Raw genomic sequence first — 18166 nt, forward strand, 5'->3', positions numbered from 1 at the left:
GACAATTATTCCCATCTGGTTATATTCAATAAGAAACCCAGCATAACAATGTAAGTTTTTGATAACAAAAAAATCACACCTCGACAATATTATAAATATCATTTTTATATATTTATTCCTTGCGTTGGATATGACTATTCAATTAAATAGACGTCAATAAAAATAACGGGAAATGAAATATGACTGAACGTATTTATCTGTCCAGTGAAATATTGGCGGGTGATGTTGAAGTAATTGATTGTGTCCCTCGCAATGATGGACGTTATTCCGTACGACTGAAATCCACCCTGTTTCACCCTCAGGGAGGAGGGCAGCCTAGTGATATAGGATGGATTAATGAGGTCGCTGTCGTTCATGTAGCTATGGAAGAGGGGGAAATAATCCATCAGACAACAGCGCCAGTGACACAGGGAAATGCTTTTGCTCGTGTTGATGGTGAACTTCGCCAATTATATTCGCGCTTGCATTCTGCTGGACATCTTATCGGGCATGTCGTTGAACTTGCTATATGGCATCCCATTAAAGCCCACCATTGGCCGGGTGAAAGTAAAGTCGTATTCAAAGCAAGAGAGGATGCTCAAAACGTATCGGCAGAAGATATTCAGGTGATATGCAAAAACTTTATTACGGAAGATCTACCGTGCAAAGTGACCCAACGAGATGATGGACTCCGAGAAGTCAGTTTTGGTCATTTCACGCCTTATCTTTGTGGCGGCACTCATGTGACATCTTTAGGGCAACTGGGAGATATTAAAGTACAGGCGGCGCAAATGAAAAAAGGTCACTTAACCGTATATTACGATGTGGTTTAACCGCGAACTACGTTATTTGTGAATGAATGCTAGTTTTGAACATACGTTATTTTTGAACAATATTGATAAGTAAAAAAGGACAATATGTTATTTGACTATTGGGGAGAATTTCTGGGGTTGGCGGTGATTCATTTTTTAGCCGTAGTCGCCCCAGGCCCGGATTTTGCGGTCACTATACGACAGAGTGTAAAGTTTGGTCGTTTAGCTGGAATATGTACGGCAATCGGTATTGGAGCAGGAATATCAATCCATGTCATCTATACACTGGTGGGAATTAGTGCATTAATGCATACGACGCCTTGGTTGATGGATGTGGCAAAACTCGTCGGTGCTATTTATATCATCTGGCTCGGTATTAAATTTATCAGAAGTAAACCTACCAACCTGAATGCCTTAGAGAGTGAAGAAATTATCCAGGTTTCGCAGAGTCGGTGGAAAGCATTTCTGATGGGCTTTATGACAAATGCCCTAAACCCCAAGGCAACATTGTTCTTTTTGGCGATTTTCACCACGGTAGTGAGTAGTAATACACCGACTCTGATACAAGCCTTTTATGGCTTGTGGATGTGTGTGGTCAACGCAATATGGTTTGTGCTGGTTAGCCTCATGTTCTCAAATGCATTGATTCGTAATAAGTTCATGCAGAAAGGATATTGGTTTGAACGGGTAATGGGCGTTGTGTTGATCGGTTTCGCTATTCGGTTGTTATTTATCTCTGTATAAATTTTCCAAAAATAGAGTTTGCAACAAACTTTTTAGTGTCAATTTTATTATGTAATAGACAAATGATTACTGTCGTAGTCTGAAAGCATTAAAAAGTTAAGGTGACCGCTTAAGTGGTCACCGAATTTAACCATCAATATGAGTGATGTATTAAACAGTCACTGACGAATTCAACTGCGAAGTGCAAAAAGCTATCAAATCTGAAAAACTTGACATCCTCCCCGCCCTTATAAACAGTACGATAAATTAATCTGTCGGGGGAATTCACTAATGGATGATGCAAAGTCAGGAAATAAGTTAGCTATTGAAGGTACTTGCGGTGCTTTCCGAATCAATGTCATCCAAAAAAATCACCTGAAGGTTTCCAAACCGGACTGGGTGGCCGAAGAGGTTCCGATCGCCTTAGTTTATAACGGGATCTCCCATGTCGTTATGATGGCTAGCCCTAAAGATTTAGACTATTTCGCCATCGGTTTTTCATTGTCTGAAGGGATCATCATTTCCCCACAAGACATTCGTGGCATTGATTCCATCGTCAGTTGCCACGGCGGTATTGAACTGCATGTTGAACTGTCGAATCGCCGTTTTGCTGCATTGAAAGAGCGCCGACGCAATATGGTGGGCAGAACCGGCTGTGGTATCTGCGGCACGGAACAACTCACCGAAATTTTTCGTCCCATAACCCCCCTGCCGTTCACCCAGACATTTTCACTTTCTCATCTTGATACTGCACTGGCTCAATTACCTCGTATTCAAGAAATCGGTGCACTCACTGGCTGTACCCATGCTGCCGGCTGGATTAATCCTACAGGGGAATTGCTCGGCGGTTGTGAAGATATCGGCCGTCATGTTGCATTGGATAAGTTGCTGGGCATGCGGTCAAAAACAGGCTGGCACCAAGGTGCTGTATTGGTTTCCAGCCGCGCCAGTTATGAAATGGTACAGAAGTCCGCTCATTGTGGAGCGGAAATTTTGTTTGCCGTTTCCGCTGCGACCTCACTCGCCATCGAGGTCGCCCAGAAATGCAATCTAACGTTGATTGGTTTTTGCAAGCCGGGACGGGCAACCGTGTATACCCATCCGCAACGAATTTTGGATTAATCAAGGCTATGATACATCCACAAATCCGTTCTCTTTCTCCACCAAGAAAGAAAAATAAATTAATTTCAATAAATTGAAATCTCATATTTTGTTTCAAAAAACAAAATGCAACAAATAACAAACATTTCGATAACTTATTATTTACACCCCTCTTTGTGAAGTATATATTTCCAATGACTGAGTGTTTTTTGTGCTACTTTCAATGCGAAAAACCCTGCAAAAAACCCCAGAACATTCTCATGACAGGATAACAAAATACTCAATATCCAGCGGGGCCAATCAATAATGAAAAAGATCAATATATTCATCGCTATGCTAGGAATCTTAGGATTGACAGCACAAGCACAAGCAAAGGTTGGCTATGGTATAAGCCAACAGCAGACTAAACAACACATTATACTCGGAGAGGTAAATGGTGAACCGGCTATAGGAATCACTGATATACCGATCGTAGGGGATAAGCTCCTCCCCGCCTCTGAACTGAAAGACAGCGCTACCCTCGACGGAAACGGCATCTATAGATACAAAAGTGAAGGTATCCCTTTTGTCGAGGATCAATATATCGATGTTGGTCAGGTGCCTAATGCCGAAGTTTACTTCGGTGAATGGGCACAAGTGACCGCCGATAAATCAGACCCCAGCCACACTGTTTTTTATACAGGCAAAGATGTTACAACCAATATGCCACATGGCGGCACAGCCACTTATAATGTGAAAGGACTCAGCCAATATAACGGTAGTAACCCCCTCTCCGGTCAACTCGTCGCAAACTTTGATACCCAAAAACTAAATGGTTCTCTGAATAATAGTTCACTGAAAATAGGTATTGACGCCAATATAAATAATGATGCCGGATTCTCAGGCCAAGCCACAGCCAATGACAGTATTAATGGGGTCACCGATGGGAAGTTCTATGGTGATTCCGCCTCCTCTCTGGCAGGGTATGCCAAATTTGATAGTGACAGAAACAAAGATACGGCTTTCGGTGGTCATAAACAGTAACTTTCCTGATAACAGTACCCTTTTTGGTACTGTTATCGCCTCTTGTCCCTTTCATCTTTCTTGCCCTATTTATTCATTGATTTTCAATAAAATGGGCTTTGTACGCAGGTTGTTTCTATGACTGACAACAGAAAAGTGCATGGCAAGAGAAGAGCGCCTCTATTACTGACCTCACTGCTGCTCTCATTTCTCTCCCCGGCAATCCATGCCAATGAAGATATTAGCCACAAAATTTGGCAAGAAGAACGATATTATCAACAACATAAGCAACAGAAAAAGGAAGCCGACTTGATGATGTCAGATGCCATTTCTACAAAGAGTGGTGCTTCATCAATCGTGATCCACGGACAAAAATTCAAGCTAGAAAACAATGAGAAAGACATCGCTAAGGCACTGTATCTTGCAATTAACTATCGGCAGTGGCAAGACGTAAAACGTCTTCTCATCGCGTATAAAAAACTGCCCCGGTACGATCCGCTACTTGTCGATTTTGCCCAAGGCTGGCTGGCACAGCTTCACGGGAATTCAGTGCTTGCGACGGCTTATTACCAAAAAATCCTGCGTCAAAAACCGAATTCCACACGTATCAAACTGGAACTGGCTCGTGTTTATTTTAACGATTATAAAAATCGGGAATCTGAACAACTATTTAAAGAAATCAGTGAGCAACAACAGTTACCAGAAATAATCTTGCAGAATATTGGCCGTTATCAGGAGGCAATAAACCTGAGAAATGGCTGGCACGGCTCATTTTCACTCGGTTATACCTATGACGATAATATCAATCTGTCATCCAACCAGAAACCGATCTGCCTGCTTCCCATAAAGGAAAAATGCGTGATTGAACGGAACATACCAAAACCTATCAAAGAATGGGGTGCCGTTTATAACGCTACGTTGAGCCGACGTTACCCATTAGTCGGTCATCACGGTATTTTTGGCCGTGGCTTGATTTATGGTGAAAATTATCACCATTACCACGATGAAAATGAAAATATGCTCCTGCTGGTCAGTGGCTACAGCTATAAAAGCCGAACCCATGATTTTTCTTTCGGTCCCCTGTTTGAATATAAACAACGAGCAGGAAATACTGAATACCATGCCATCGGTGCCAAAATAGAGTGGCAGTGGGACATTACCACTCAAACCTCCCTCAATATTGAGCTTGGACATAAGAAATTGAGCTACCAACCGCGTTACCGTTGGAAAGACGGCGAACTGTCTTCATGCTATTTCAGCCTGTCCCATGCCATCAGTAAAAGATTAATGCTGTTTGGCGGTGGCAGTTGGAACTATCAAAACAATCAACAAGCCGCATCTCGTTATCAAAAATGGGGAGTGAATATGGGAATAGCAGGGCAGCTCTATTCCGGTATTAATGGATCGTTATTTGTCACACTGAAAAAGCAACAATTTGGTGCCTACAGCGCATTATTAGGTGCCAAACGTCAAGATAATGAACAGATCTATACGGCTTCCATTAAATTTCCTGTTGCTAAGATATTGGGAATGACACCCTCTTTAACTTTCCGCCATCGGCACAATCGCAGCAATGTCGGCTGGCTGTACAGCTATGATAAAAACGAAGTACAGATACAGTTAGAGAAATATTTTTAATCCAAGCTATGGAACATCCACAGATTAGGTTCGATGTAATAAGCCATCTGTTTTTCAACATCCACCACCAACGGCACCAAACCGCCCGGAATGATATATTCTCCGCTTTGCGGAAATTTCATGCCTGTCCACGCCTGCCATTGTTCCAAAGTGCCGTAAATATCCATGGAGCGCAGGGCTGGCTTGATGATTTTTGCGCCTAAACGACAATGGGTGCGGATCCACGGGTCAAACGGCTCACCTTTGTCATTTTTCCAGCCACAGTATTCGATAAAGTCTTGCAGGGGATAGCGGCTTTTCAAACTTGGCCTGACAGGAACCACAACCCCTTGCAATCCCTCCTCTCTGGCGGTTTGTTTCAAGCTGTTGATCAATAAAGCCGGGATATTTTGCCCCCGGAACTCAGGATCAACCGTCACACTCAGGGCGGACACCATATTGGCCTGCGCTTTTCCTTTGGCGGCTCCCCCCGCTTCTAACACCGCATCCCACCCTTCATCAGGCAACTGATCTAATGAATGATGTTCCCAAGGAAAAGGAATTGCTTTCAGCAGACCTATAAGACGTTCTTCTTGTCCCTGTTGCAGAATGGCTAACTTTTGAAAACGACTGAAACCCGGCTCATATAATTTGTCCCAATATTTTTCAGCGACTGCATCCTGATTCATAAACAGGGGCCAATTGTTATCAATAAGCTCTTCAATCGCATCAATAAGATCTGCCCTTTCTTCAACCGATTGAATAATGATTCCTGCTTCCATAACACCTCTCCCATTAGGCTTTTTCACCCGAATAGATATATGAAAAATGTTATACCCTAAGTTCTTTCAAGTGACTGATGAGTTGGCAGCAACCCGAAAATGATGGGGTATAGAACTTATAGAATGATAAAAACAACAGAGAGTCAACATATACCCTATGGGGTGAGGTTTAATTCATTATATGAGTGGTTATATTCGATATTATGCAGCTACATTTGTAATACATTGATCTTTAGGTGATTAAAGACACTTTGTTCACATGTTAATTTCTAATTTAAAAAGAATGTGATCTTCATCTCCCACCGCTGGTTGGGTATTCCTGACCTTTAAAGGAATTAGTACTTTTTAACTTTAATAATACATCAGGTTTTTTAATAAATTTAAATAAAGTGATATACTAGGTTGTATTTATTATTATTGAAGAGGATGATATGGATAAAAATATTGAAGATTTAATGATGAACAGTGGATTTACTTTGCGTGAAATAGAAAAAATAAAATTTGTTGCTGAAAAATCTGGACATAGCGTTTTAAAAGAGATTAATGAATTGAGTGATAGTTTTTATAGGGTTGTATTTATAGTGTTTTTTTCATTATTTGTTTCCGTTTTTATTTTTTTAGTGCCGGAAAAAGCCAATGTTATTGGCTTTTTATTTTCCATTTTCTGTGTGATTCCTTTTGCATTGTTTATGGTGGCTGCAAGATTGAGATACAAGGCCTTTATATTTATGAAAAAATATAAAGGAGATTCTTTCTAATATTATCATATTATGCTATTATTTTCTCTAATTGTAATTAGGGTCATTATAGATGTCATAAGCCGATTTTATAGTGATAAGATCGGCACTAATTTCTAAAAAAAGACCGTAACCGTTCATCAATTGATAACCAAAAACATAATCTGTATTTATATAATAAAATAATCGCCATGCCTCTGGCTTCAATGCACTTCGGAATAGTCCATAGCCTGAAAGTGTGAGGTCAACCCCAGCATAAACTAGACTTCCTGCGGTTCTACTAAAACCTAAAAGCTCTGCGCTATATTCATATCCACGTCGAAAATGACCTTTATAAAAAACATTATTCTCGATGATTGCACCAACATTTTCTTCGATAGAACCGAAACCATGAACTACGAGTCCTGCTCCTGCAAGTGTACCAACGGTACCACTTACTTTAGATGAAGCCATTGAAATTCCTGTAATTACTTGTGTAGTACCTATAACAATACCAACAGCTTTCAGCATATAGTCATTAAAATCAAGTTTTCTTCTGATTTCAATATGAGCATATTGTTTGGTTAAATTATTTTTAACAGCATTTGCTTGGAATGATATGTTGTCACGTTCTTTTTTTAAATCTAACATCGCCTGTTTTTTTATTTCAGGTAATTTTGTATTTTTTGCTATATTGACATGGTGTTTAGAAAAATTGAAAATCTCATTTTCAAATCGCCGTCTTATAGGTATGTTCTTAATAAGACTTGATGCTGATAAAGATATTTCTTTGAGGCTTCTTGAGGTGACAGAAACCATATTGTTGTAATAATCATTTTCTCTAGATTTAGAATCATACATATCAATAAACCCTATCATCCCAAAAGCTATATCCGCTTGTTCCTGCTAAATGATGTTGCCATGTTATACTTTTATACTTAAATGAAACGCTTTCTTGTGGTTGTGCGTCATTGTGAGTTAAGGAGTTTGGGCAGATAAAACTCATTTCTGAAATAGTTACATTTGTTATTTTAAATGTGTAATACTTTGATAATCCTCCTGCACTATCCGTTCTATAAATATCAAATAAGCATTCTAGTTCTTCATTGCTAGATATGGCTACTCCTAATAAAGGTGATGACTTATCTATTGGTTTTTTAATCGTCATAGGAGAGTGAGTGACATTCTGATCTCTATATAAGGCGTGACTTAACTCATATATATAAATTTGATCTTCACGACCGAGTTGATAAAGATTCCCTATCGAATTTTCTGATGAGCACCCAGCAGAGATTAAACCTTGTTTCTTACCATTAATCGTTAAATATATAATGTTAGACATATTGTTCCCTCTTTTTATCTTGTACATAAAAATAAAAAACATTATTGATGTTGTCAACATAATTATTGATGTTTTAAATACTCGCAATATCAGTCTAAATTGACCTAAATTTTAGATTTTTACTCCGCTATAAACATATATTTAAATAATGTTTTATTTCTGTATCATAAATCAAATTGATATTTTTTTTCTTCATTTATCATTGTGTTATAGACATTATAGTGATACCAGAAATAATTTGTGTAAGTTATTTTTTAAAGGATGAGTAAAGCAACTAAGAAAATGGTGACTTAAATCACCATTTTTATTTGTTTGTCTTCTTTGAATTTAAAATATAAGGCTATTACAGTACATCACAGGGTGGAGTTCAATTAGTTTCAACAAAAATAATTTGAATGCTAATCATGTCGTTAGCAACAAAATAACCTCAGTGAATTAAATCTACCTAACTCACATTTTTAACAAAAAAACAGATAGCTTAAACTTTCTCCATAAAATAAATAATCATTAAAAATCAATATAATAAAAATAAATTATAACTAATAAACCCCATTAATAGCGAAACAAACAATAATAATTATCATTTACATTATCATTTGAATAATGTACTTTTTTTTCGCGCAATAAATCAGGCCGTTTTTTAGATTGGGTAACGAGGGATCCCCCATTCCAAATGAGGATAATGATGAAAAAGGTAAACGTATTAGTTGTCGCTTTAGGCACATTGGGATTTATGGCACAAGCTCAGGCAGCCGTAGGATTTGGCCAGAGCCAGAAAAACACAACACCGCACATTGAGGTTGGTGCAACCCAACCCGGTTCAGGCCCACATGGTGGCAAAGGTGGCGAACCCGGCATTGGCGTCAGTTCAGTTTATGGTGGACAGATCACCGGTTTTGCCGGTTTGACCCGTATGGCACCTGCCGACAATAATGGTATTCACAATATTTCCATGGCGGGAGCACCCGGCTCTCACGGTGGCATGGGAGTGTTCCATTTCAGCAAGGTTGCCAATGCAGACGTTTACTTCGGTGAATGGTCACAGACAGGTCAGGCATCCGATCGCACCCACACCGTTTATTATGCCGGCAAAGACATTACCACCAATATTCCGACCGACGGCACAGCCACTTATACGGTAACAGGCATTAACCAATATAGTGGTAGCAATGCCCTGTCCGGTACATTTACCGCAGATTTTGGTGAGCAAACGCTGGTTGGTTCACTGGCAAATAGCGCAATGACAATAAACATTGATGCTGATATCCATTCCGATGCCAGTTTTGAAGGCGATGCTAACATTGGTGGCCTTGCTGGAACAGCGGATGGTCACTTCTTTGGCGACAGCGCTTCCAGTCTGGCGGGATATGCGAAATTTGAAGGTGACAAAACCAAAGATACCGCTTTCGGTGGTTCTAAACAGTAATCCTTAATTTTTCAGAGAACAGTGCTCACTTTTAGCGCTGTTCTCTGTTTTTATTTCTACTAACGTGAGCTTTGTGATCTGGTTTCCCGATGTCTGACAATAGAATAACGCCAATATTATCAGCGGCACTGATGGCTCTATGCCTCTCCCTGCCCGTGTATGCCGATGAAGATATCCCACGAAAAATCTGGCAGGAAGCCCAGCATAACCAGCAGGAGCATGAAGCCAGTCTGATTACCCCCGACCCTATTTTGGTTGACAATGATGCTGCACTGATTGTGATTAACGGGCAAACTTTTCAGGTCGAAAACAATATTAATGATATCGGCCAGGCGTTATTCCTCGCCATTAACCATCGGCAATGGCCGGACGTTAAACGCTTTCTCACGGCTTATCAAACATTGCCGGGGCATGATGTCATGCTGGTCAATTTTGCCCAAGGTGGGTTGGCACGCCTTGAGGGGGATTTAGATCTCGCCGCCTATCATTATCAACAAATTCTGCATCAACAGCCTGATTTCCCGCGCATTGAACTGGAACTGGCCCGCATCTATTTTGAGGATCATAAAAATCGGGAAGCCGAACAACTGTTTGCCGGACTGCATAAAGAACAAAAGCTACCCGACGTGGTGTTGAAGAACATAAACAGCTATCTGAACGCCATCGATCTGAGAAATGGCTGGCGTGGCTCTTTCTCGGCCGGTTACGCCTATAACGATAATGTGAATATGTCCCCTGATCAGGAAACCATCTATCAATATCATAACCCCATAGATGACTTATTTTATCAAGGGCAGACACCAAAAGCCGTCAAAGCGTGGGGCACCTCTTATGATGCCACATTAAGCCGGCGCTATCAGATCGCCGGTCATCACGGCATTTTTGGCCGTAGCCTGATATATGGTGAAAACTACCGTGATTACCACGATGAGAATGAAAATACCTTCCTGCTGGTGGGGGGCTACAGCTATAAAAGCAGAAGTCACGATTTCTCTTTTGGTCCCTTATTTGAATATAAACAACGGGCGGGTGACAGCTATTACCGTGCCACCGGTGCCAAAACAGAATGGCGATGGGCATTCACTCCCCAAACTGCCCTGAGTATTGAACTTGAGCACAAAAAGTTACGTCATCAAGAATCAGACCGCCGGAAAGATGGCGCACTCTCTTCAACTTACTTCACCCTCTCCCATGCTATCAGCAAAGATTTTGCCCTGTTTGGTGGCGGTGATTGGGTTTATCGGGACAACGACCTGCATCCGGTGGATCGCTATCAGCAATGGGGAGTTCGGGCAGGGGTTGCAGGACAGATCTATCCCGGCATTAACGGCTCACTGTTTGCCACGCTGAAACAGCGCCGTTTTGGGGCCTACCATCCGATGCTTCGTGCCATACGCCAGGATAATGAACAAATTTATACCGCTGTCATTAAAATCCCTGCCGCTGAAATATTAGGCATGACACCGTCTTTAACTTTCCGCCATCGCCGCAATCACAGCAATGTGGACTGGCTGTACAGCTATAACAAAAATGAAGTGCTGATCAGGCTGGAAAAGTATTTTTAATCAAAACCTTATGTTTTTTATTTGCGTGATGATAATTGACCAAGCGAGGCAAGGGAAAATAATGGTATACCGAGTTAAAACACAACTAACCCCCATCACAATCGCATTGTCGCTGGCTTTGTCGCTGGTGCCACCGCCCCTGCTTGCCGAATCCAAACCGACGACTCCCCCCTCAGGCAGCAAGGCGGATCTCGGCAAGATCCGGGTCACGGATAACAGTGATAAAGATGAAGCAGGCTATGATGCGGTCTATGACAAAGACATCTCCAATATCTATATCGGCAAAGAGCAGATAGAACGCTACAAAGGCACTTCTCCCGCCGACTTAATTAAAGGTGCCGTGGGTGTATACAGCGGGGATGCCCGCAATGGCGGCGCTCTGGATATCAATATCCGGGGTGTTCAGGGGCAGGGACGCATTCCCGTCACCATTGATGGTACAGAACAGGCCATTACCGTTGGCCGTGGTTATAATGGCGCCAATAACCGCAACTACATTGACCCGAACTTAATCAGCAGCATTGAAATCGAAAAAGGCCCTTCTCTCAACCGCAGGGTTAAAGGATCAATTGGCGGCGCAGTCTCCATCAAGACATTAAACATTGATGATGTGGTGCCGAAAGGAGAAACGTTTGGCATCAATACCAAACTGGAAACCAGTAGCAACTCAGTGAGAGAACGCACGCCTTCCCTGTCATTGGGGCAGGACTACCGTGATATCCCGAATTTTACCCAAAATGAGATTGAAACCGACCCGGCTTTACAGATCACTCCTCATTCATCGAAAGACAATAAACTGTTTGGTTTCAAGGATAATGCCTTCCGCATTGCTGTGGGCACACGGCAGGAATATTTTGACCTTATGCTGGCCTACTCTTACCGCCGTCAGGGGAACTATTTTGCCGGCAAAGGGGGAGCACATCGTTATGATGACGCCATTACGGAAAACGACAGGACACTGATGAAGAATTCCAATACCACACTGGACCCTTATCTGCCGTTTGCCGCCAAAGTGTATCGCCCCGGCAATGAAGTGCCCAATACCTCCAGTGAGATGCGTTCTGTGTTAATCAAAAACAGTTGGCGTTTCACCGATGACCAGGCCCTGCTATTGGGTCTTCGTGATACCCGCATGGAATTTGGCGATATCATGCCCTCACGCTTGGGCTGGATTAACCCCGCAGACAATAAAGTGCCCCAGTGGCCACTGGCTCATGTCCACCAGCAATCGGCCAACCTGAGCTATAAATGGCAGCCCACCGATAACCCGTATGTTGATTTCGACATAAACCTGTGGACAACCCGCACCACCAGCAATACCAATACCGCAGGAGGCTATCCCCGCAGCCCGGTTGATAGAGATTATAAATGGGAACGAGACACCACAATAGGCAAGGCTTCCCATATTGATGGCACACTGATCAATACATCCGTCACCAATGCCCAAAATAATCGCTGGGGTGTGGATATCTCAAATAAACTTGAACTCACCCGTAATCTGGATCTGACCGTGATGGGAAATTTCCAACGCGAACGGCTGGATTCTTCCGATGATACCCGCAATCTTAAGAATATGTATTTCTTCCAGTCACCCGCCAGAAAAGGGCAACGTCAGGAAATCAATCTTGCTTTTAACGTTGACTGGCGTCCTGCTTCATGGCTGGCATTAAGTGCCGGAGCCAAACGCGTTTCCTATTGGTCTAAAGATGATTTTCTCGCTGAGAGACGCGCCGCAAGAGATGAGCTTTATGAAAAAGCCCGTGAAATAACCGGACATCAAATAAGTTATTGGAGAGCACTAACAGTAGAAGAAGCTGATGATTACAAAAAAAAATGGGATAACGAGTATTATTCCAAACTAAGCAGAAAAGAAAAAACAAAATTACGCAATAAAATCAAAGAAATAGAAACAATAATCGACCGCAATGGGCAAGAACGTAAGATGGTTAGTGAAGAATTCATCTGGAAATACGATCCCAACAATGGCCATCTTAATAAAAGCGATAACCTCTATTTCAATGGTCAACTGGATATGAATGAAAAGGTTATCGACCCAATAAGTGGTAAAGAAGGTTATAAATATGAGTACGGTCCAAGAATGACGCCAGCAAACGGTATATCAGGCCCTGCTGCTGACGACCCTTGGGAAGCACCTGCAAAACGTAAGGATCATGCTTGGGCACCCACTTTCTCTGCGACCGCCTATATCACGGATGATTTCCGTATCTATACCCGTTATGCCGAAGCGGTAAGAATGCCCAGTATTTTTGAGGATACAGTCGGTTTTTCAGGATCAAAAACGAAGAAAGTAGGCGAACACTTTAAACCAGAGCGCGCCAAAACTGCTGAAGTGGGCTTTGTTTATGATTTCAGCCAGTTGGTCAATGCTGAACGCCATGCCGATATCAAACTCTCTTACTACAACACCGTGATTGAAAATGTCTTCGATCGGGATAATTCCTATAAATTTTCCCAACTGGACAAACAGAAACTCGCCGGCCTGGAACTACAGGCACGTTATGACAACGGCAGCTTCTTCACCGATATGGGGCTGACTTATAATATAAAGAACAAAGTCTGTGACCATAATTCTGTCATGAGAATGGACTCCCAGAATCGCTATAATACCTCTGAATGCATTGATGGGGGCTTCGCCGGTGGTTATTTACGCACCTCTATCCAACCCCAGTACTCAGCCAACCTGACCCTCGGCGGGCGTCTGCTGGATGAAAAACTGGAGCTGGGCAGCCGGATGCTCTATCACAGCAAAGCGGAAAACAAAGATGAGAAATGGCTGATGAATGCCTTTCCCGATACTTATAAAGGGCAGTCCAATAACCCGATGCGCTGGAATCCGGTGTTTACGGTTGATGCCTATATCAGCTACCAGATCACCCCGGATGTCTCGGTAGAGTTGACCGGCACCAACTTAACCAATCGCTATTATCTCGACCCCCTGACGCGCTCGATGATGCCGGCACCGGGCAGAACGTTTAAACTCAGTCTGACCAGTCAGTTTTAGAGGATAATATGACCAACACAGCCATATTGGATAATCCCATCTCCTTTCCCTTAATGCCCCAAAAGGGCTTACTGGCGGGTATCCTGATCGCCATTTTATTGCATATCAGTCTGATATGGCTGTTCAATCGACATAATTCCTATGATGACACGGCTCATCATATCAACAACAACGCTGCTGCTCCGGGGCTGTCCATTACGATGGTTGCCACCCCGTCATGGGAGAATAATCCGGAACCCATCTCTCCCCCGCCGCCACTTTTAACCGCACCTGAATCGCCGACAAGACCCGAAATTGTGCTGGATAAAGCGGTTCACCCTGACATCAGGGTGGAAAAACCACAGAAATCCGACCAACCCAAGAAACGGAAACAGCAGAAAGAAAAACCGCAGGAATTGACGGACAAGAAACCGGCCCAATCCCCACAGCCACAAACCAACCCTCATACCGAGCAGGAAACGCACGGTAGCGATCAGATGAGTTCAGAAGGCAGTATGAGCCGGGCAGCAACTTCACAGCCTTTGGTCGGGCAAGGAAATCATGAAGTGGATAATTATCAGGCAAGATTGCGGCAAGAAATTGAACGTCATAAAGGCTACCCCCGCAAGGCAAAACGGATGAAACAACAGGGCACCGTCATCATCAACTTTGCGCTCCTGAATGACGGAACCTTAACCGCTGCCAGAGTATTGAGTTCCTCCGGCAACAACCTATTGGATAACGCCGCACTCGATGCGGTCAACCGTGCCAGCTCAGTAGGCGCCATACCGGCAGGCATGGCGCCTGAGGTGACACTGACCCTCGATTTTGCGTTGAGGTAACTCCATCCTCGCTCCCATGAAGGGTGAGGATGGCGTCAGGGTGACGGATTAAATAACGATGGATTCCAGCATGGCTTTTCTTTCTTCATCACTGATTTTGGGAATGGCATAGAAAGGCACAACTTTAGTCGGATAGATACCTAACCTGAGCTTCGCTTAAGAAGGGAACTAAAGTGCCTGAGGCACGATCAAAGTTTTTGCTAAAGAAAACAAAATCGTGGAGATCCTCAGGCATGTCTAATTTAGAAGAACTTTACTGCTGCGTCGATGACTTTTGCCAAAAATTTATCCCTCTCTGGCATCAACAGCTCATTGAAAATGGATTACGTCAACGGAATCGCGAAGCTTCCCTTTCTTTCAGCGAAGTTATGATGATCCTTATTTTATTCCATATGAGCCATTATCGTGATTTTAAAACGTTTTATATTGAACATGTAAGACAATATCTTACCGCCGATTTTCCCGGATTAGTCAGCTATACCCGCATGCTTACCCTGAAGAAAAGAGCACTTATTCCTTTATGTGCTTTTCTTTCTTCACGTAAGGCGACAACCCAAGGGGTCGCTTTTATTGATCCCACCAAAATTTCCGTATGTCATAACCTTCGCATTCCCCGTCATCGAGTATTTGAAGGAATGGCACAACGAGGAAAAACCCGTACGGGCTGGTTTTATGGGTTTAAACTTCATCTGGTTATCAATGATTGTGGTGAACTTTTGGCCGTGAAATTAACTGCAGGAAACAAGGATGATCGTCACCCTGAAAGCCAAAACGTTATCTCTCTGGGATAGGCTGATGTTAAGAAGACGATTTTTGATAGAAAGTGTGCCGCAGGCATACAAACTAGCAGCATAGGGAATGCAGCAGTATGTAGCATAAGCTCAGGAGGAGATGGTGGTCGGCCCACCGAAGTCTGCTGTCGGGAGCTGGCTTCAAACCCCCTCAAGCGGCTGCCGTAAAGAGCGGTGGTTGTGAGCGTTGAGGTCAAAGCATGAACAAAAAGTTCAGCAGGTAGGGTACAAAGAGACGAGTAAAACCGAACCTATGTGGACGCGTCGTAAAGAAGAGAAGTGACATCAAAACCGGGGGCGTTTCTATCTTCCGGGATAAATCTGTGAGTGGACTCCGAATGCTGCGCAGGTGGTGTCCGGCGTAGAGTAGGCGTGACTTTGTATCGGGCTCTTTCTGGGAACTGCGGGAACCTGTCATCACGATGTAAAGGAAGAAATACAAGTCACTGAATTGACGAGTATGAGAGTACCGAAGCGTGATACAGGGGCGGAGTGACTCGTAGTAGTGAGGAAATATTTGTAATGAATGTGGAGCGAAGGGGTCACGTCAGGCAGCCTTACCCGGTATCCAACTGTCAGGCAGGAGGAGATACGGTGGTTAAGGCAAAACCGTTTGTCATTGAGAAAAGGGATGTGTACCGTGCCTGGTTATTGGTTAAGGCCAATCAAGGTGCGGCAGGCGTGGATGGTCAGACCCTCGCGGATTTTGAATCAAACCTAAAAGGGAATTTGTATAAACTCTGGAACCGCCTGTCATCAGGGAGTTATTATCCGCCTCCGGTGAAAGGTGTCGCTATTCCCAAGAAGTCGGGAGGTGAACGCCTGCTGGGTATTCCTACGGTAGCGGATCGTGTGGCGCAAATGGTGGTCAGACTTCATTTCGAACCGCTTGTTGAACCTCATTTTCTGCCGGATTCTTATGGCTACCGCCCGAATAAATCGGCGATTGATGCCATCCGAGTCACAAGGCAGCGATGCTGGCAGCAGGATTGGGTATTGGAATTCGATATTAAGGGCTTGTTTGACCATATTCCTCATGATTTACTCATGAAAGCGGTGAGGAAACACACAAACAGCCCGTGGATCTGCCTGTACATCGAACGCTGGCTAACGGTACCGATGGAATGTCATGGTAAAGTGCTATTCCGAGAGAAAGGGACACCGCAAGGTGGCGTGATGAGTCCGATACTGGCAACTTTATTTCTGCACTACGTTTTCGACAAATGGATGCAGAAATATTATCCCCGGATGAAGTGGTGTCGCTATGCAGATGATGGACTGGTTCACTGCCAGAGTGAAGCGCAGGCCAGAGAAATCTGGCAAATGCTGGAACAACGTTTCAGGGAGTGTGGACTGGTACTGCATCCGGCCAAAACCCGGATTGCTTACTGTAAGGACATTGAACGAAAGGGAAAATATGAACAGACCCGTTTTGATTTTCTGGGATATACCTTCAGACCCAGGTTGGTCAAGAATCGTAAAAGAAACAGTTTGTTTGTGAGTTTTACACCGGCAGTCAGCAAAGCGGCCCAAAAGGCCATGAGATTCAAAATTCGTAAGTTGAAGATCCGAATGCGGACAGAACTGAACCTGATACAGATGGCAAACAGGCTAAACCCCATGATAAATGGCGGGTTGAACTATTATGGCCAATTTTGTCGATCGGAACTGTATAAGGTTTTCAGGCAGCTCAACAAAGCGCGGGTGCGCTGGGTTAGACGAAAGTTCAAGGCACTGAGCAGACACAAAACCCAAGCCTCAAAACTTCTTCAAAGGATCGCAAAGGAGCATAAGGGGTTGTTTGCCCATTGGCGGGCAGGAATGACAGGTGTGTTTGCCTGATGGGAGCGGTATGAGTCGAGAGGCTCACGTACCGTTCTGCGAGAGGCTGCGGGGGCAGTTCCTGCGGCCTACTCAACCGGTCATTGATCAGCTCAAAAATATTTCTCAGATAGAGCATTCAAGACATCGTAGTCAGCTCGGTTTTCTGCTGGAAATCACCGCAGGCCTCATTGCTTATACATTCCAACCTAAAAAACCGAGCTTGAATTTACGGGATAATGATATCGCTATTTTTAAACGAAGCTGAGGTTAGCTACCAACCCCAGCGTTCCCAGTGTCATATCCCGCATCAGGGCGGAATTCCACTTTGTATTTAATTTAACCAAAGATAAGCTCACGGCGAAATTCGCCTGACCAGCTCGCTCTCTGTCGTTTTGATTTATGGCTGTCTTTTATCTGGGTATGTTGTTTGATGACATTTAAAGCAATCCGGTTAAACAGCGCCATTTGGGCTGCTCCATCCGGATCTTTCATGGAAAGGTCATGACTCCAAAGCGTTAATGTGGTATTCTTATGATTTTTTAAAGGGGTCTAAAAATGACGGTGACGATAGAAGTGGCTTGCCGGTATTGTAACCAAACCGAATCGGTACGCAAACACGGAACAGGTAAAGCCGGATTTCCTC

The 18166-nt window shown here is 43.4% G+C and carries 14 protein-coding genes and 4 pseudogenes; 14 read left to right on the forward strand and 4 right to left on the reverse strand.

The window, feature by feature from the left end; all coding sequences use genetic code 11:
* Window positions 1-179: 179 nt before the first annotated feature.
* The 5 genes from Xbed_RS12995 (at window position 180) to Xbed_RS13015 (ending at window position 5255) form a co-directional block, all read left to right on the forward strand.
* Window positions 180-812, forward strand: coding sequence for an alanyl-tRNA editing protein (locus tag Xbed_RS12995; RefSeq protein ID WP_086113341.1), 633 nt, complete (start codon window positions 180-182; stop codon window positions 810-812).
* 84 nt (window positions 813-896) lie between these two features.
* Complete coding sequence (locus Xbed_RS13000; protein ID WP_086113342.1) at window positions 897-1535, forward strand: LysE family translocator; 639 nt, start codon at window positions 897-899, stop codon at window positions 1533-1535.
* Between the two features lie 270 nt (window positions 1536-1805).
* Window positions 1806-2636, forward strand: a complete 831-nt coding sequence (gene fdhD / locus Xbed_RS13005; RefSeq protein WP_086113343.1) for a formate dehydrogenase accessory sulfurtransferase FdhD — start codon at window positions 1806-1808, stop codon at window positions 2634-2636.
* 330 nt (window positions 2637-2966) lie between these two features.
* The gene (locus Xbed_RS13010) at window positions 2967-3638 is read left to right on the forward strand and encodes a Slam-dependent surface lipoprotein (RefSeq protein ID WP_244182491.1); all 672 of its coding nucleotides are present in this window, start codon (window positions 2967-2969) and stop codon (window positions 3636-3638) included.
* Window positions 3639-3755: 117 nt separating this feature from the next.
* On the forward strand, window positions 3756-5255 hold the full coding sequence (locus Xbed_RS13015; protein ID WP_086113345.1) for a surface lipoprotein assembly modifier: 1500 nt from the start codon (window positions 3756-3758) through the stop codon (window positions 5253-5255).
* On the opposite strand, the gene Xbed_RS13020 is transcribed toward Xbed_RS13015, so the two are convergent.
* Window positions 5252-6016 carry a GNAT family protein gene (locus Xbed_RS13020; protein WP_086113346.1) on the reverse strand — a complete coding sequence of 255 codons (765 nt, stop codon included), beginning with the start codon at window positions 6014-6016 and terminating at the stop codon, window positions 5252-5254. The two genes, Xbed_RS13015 and Xbed_RS13020, sit on opposite strands and share 4 nt — an antisense overlap.
* Window positions 6017-6447: 431 nt before the next feature.
* Here Xbed_RS13020 and Xbed_RS13025 point away from each other — a divergent pair, with 431 nt between their 5' ends.
* Window positions 6448-6774, forward strand: a complete 327-nt coding sequence (locus tag Xbed_RS13025) for a hypothetical protein (protein ID WP_086113347.1) — start codon at window positions 6448-6450, stop codon at window positions 6772-6774.
* 27 nt (window positions 6775-6801) lie between these two features.
* Here the strand turns inward: Xbed_RS13025 and Xbed_RS13030 are convergent, their stop codons facing one another.
* Together Xbed_RS13030 and Xbed_RS13035 are read right to left on the reverse strand one after the other, a co-directional pair.
* Window positions 6802-7593 (reverse strand): DUF4225 domain-containing protein, encoded by a 792-nt coding sequence (locus Xbed_RS13030; protein WP_167371908.1) that lies wholly within the window; start codon window positions 7591-7593, stop codon window positions 6802-6804.
* A gap of 1 nt (window position 7594) precedes the next feature.
* Entirely contained in the window at window positions 7595-8074 is a 480-nt protein-coding gene (locus tag Xbed_RS13035) for an Hcp family type VI secretion system effector (RefSeq protein ID WP_086113349.1), read from the reverse strand.
* 682 nt (window positions 8075-8756) lie between these two features.
* On the opposite strand from Xbed_RS13035, the gene Xbed_RS13040 reads away from it, so the two are divergent.
* From Xbed_RS13040 to Xbed_RS13075, 7 genes and pseudogenes are all read left to right on the forward strand, one after another.
* On the forward strand, window positions 8757-9500 hold the full coding sequence (locus tag Xbed_RS13040; RefSeq protein ID WP_244182492.1) for a Slam-dependent surface lipoprotein: 744 nt from the start codon (window positions 8757-8759) through the stop codon (window positions 9498-9500).
* 89 nt (window positions 9501-9589) lie between these two features.
* A complete protein-coding gene (locus tag Xbed_RS13045) occupies window positions 9590-11065 on the forward strand; it encodes a porin family protein (RefSeq protein ID WP_086113351.1) in 1476 nt (491 codons plus the stop codon).
* 61 nt (window positions 11066-11126) lie between these two features.
* Window positions 11127-14087, forward strand: coding sequence for a TonB-dependent receptor domain-containing protein (locus Xbed_RS13050; protein ID WP_086113352.1), 2961 nt, complete (start codon window positions 11127-11129; stop codon window positions 14085-14087).
* 8 nt (window positions 14088-14095) lie between these two features.
* Window positions 14096-14908: a cell envelope integrity protein TolA gene (tolA, locus tag Xbed_RS13055; protein WP_086113353.1), complete on the forward strand. Its 813-nt coding sequence runs from the start codon at window positions 14096-14098 to the stop codon at window positions 14906-14908.
* 233 nt (window positions 14909-15141) lie between these two features.
* A pseudogene (locus tag Xbed_RS13065) lies at window positions 15142-15736 on the forward strand (IS982 family transposase); the annotation flags it as partial.
* A 485-nt stretch (window positions 15737-16221) separates the two neighbouring features.
* Window positions 16222-17541: a group II intron reverse transcriptase/maturase gene (gene ltrA, locus Xbed_RS13070; protein ID WP_086113355.1), complete on the forward strand. Its 1320-nt coding sequence runs from the start codon at window positions 16222-16224 to the stop codon at window positions 17539-17541.
* Between the two features lie 73 nt (window positions 17542-17614).
* Window positions 17615-17788, forward strand: a pseudogene (locus tag Xbed_RS13075) (IS982 family transposase); the annotation flags it as partial.
* A gap of 71 nt (window positions 17789-17859) precedes the next feature.
* On the opposite strand, the pseudogene Xbed_RS19455 reads toward Xbed_RS13075, so the two are convergent.
* Window positions 17860-18021 (reverse strand): annotated as a pseudogene (locus Xbed_RS19455) (ISAs1 family transposase); the annotation flags it as partial.
* Between the two features lie 57 nt (window positions 18022-18078).
* On the opposite strand from Xbed_RS19455, the pseudogene Xbed_RS20705 reads away from it, so the two are divergent.
* Window positions 18079-18166: pseudogene (locus tag Xbed_RS20705) on the forward strand (IS1 family transposase); the annotation flags it as partial.

The organism is Xenorhabdus beddingii, from assembly GCF_002127545.1.
Classification (GTDB): Bacteria; Pseudomonadota; Gammaproteobacteria; order Enterobacterales; family Enterobacteriaceae; genus Xenorhabdus; species Xenorhabdus beddingii.

Excerpts from the sequence above, each read along its gene's own strand:
- Xbed_RS12995 (WP_086113341.1), top strand. The coding sequence starts at position 180 with ATGACTGAACGTATTTATCTGTCCAGTGAAATATTGGCGGGTGATGTT.
- Xbed_RS13000 (WP_086113342.1), top strand. The coding sequence starts at position 897 with ATGTTATTTGACTATTGGGGAGAATTTCTGGGGTTGGCGGTGATTCAT.
- fdhD (WP_086113343.1), top strand. The coding sequence starts at position 1,806 with ATGGATGATGCAAAGTCAGGAAATAAGTTAGCTATTGAAGGTACTTGC.
- Xbed_RS13015 (WP_086113345.1), top strand. The coding sequence starts at position 3,756 with ATGACTGACAACAGAAAAGTGCATGGCAAGAGAAGAGCGCCTCTATTA.
- Xbed_RS13020 (WP_086113346.1), bottom strand. The coding sequence starts at position 6,016 with ATGGAAGCAGGAATCATTATTCAATCGGTTGAAGAAAGGGCAGATCTT.
- Xbed_RS13025 (WP_086113347.1), top strand. The coding sequence starts at position 6,448 with ATGGATAAAAATATTGAAGATTTAATGATGAACAGTGGATTTACTTTG.
- Xbed_RS13030 (WP_167371908.1), bottom strand. The coding sequence starts at position 7,593 with ATGTATGATTCTAAATCTAGAGAAAATGATTATTACAACAATATGGTT.
- Xbed_RS13035 (WP_086113349.1), bottom strand. The coding sequence starts at position 8,074 with ATGTCTAACATTATATATTTAACGATTAATGGTAAGAAACAAGGTTTA.
- Xbed_RS13040 (WP_244182492.1), top strand. The coding sequence starts at position 8,757 with ATGATGAAAAAGGTAAACGTATTAGTTGTCGCTTTAGGCACATTGGGA.
- Xbed_RS13045 (WP_086113351.1), top strand. The coding sequence starts at position 9,590 with ATGTCTGACAATAGAATAACGCCAATATTATCAGCGGCACTGATGGCT.
- Xbed_RS13050 (WP_086113352.1), top strand. The coding sequence starts at position 11,127 with ATGGTATACCGAGTTAAAACACAACTAACCCCCATCACAATCGCATTG.
- tolA (WP_086113353.1), top strand. The coding sequence starts at position 14,096 with ATGACCAACACAGCCATATTGGATAATCCCATCTCCTTTCCCTTAATG.
- ltrA (WP_086113355.1), top strand. The coding sequence starts at position 16,222 with ATGAATGTGGAGCGAAGGGGTCACGTCAGGCAGCCTTACCCGGTATCC.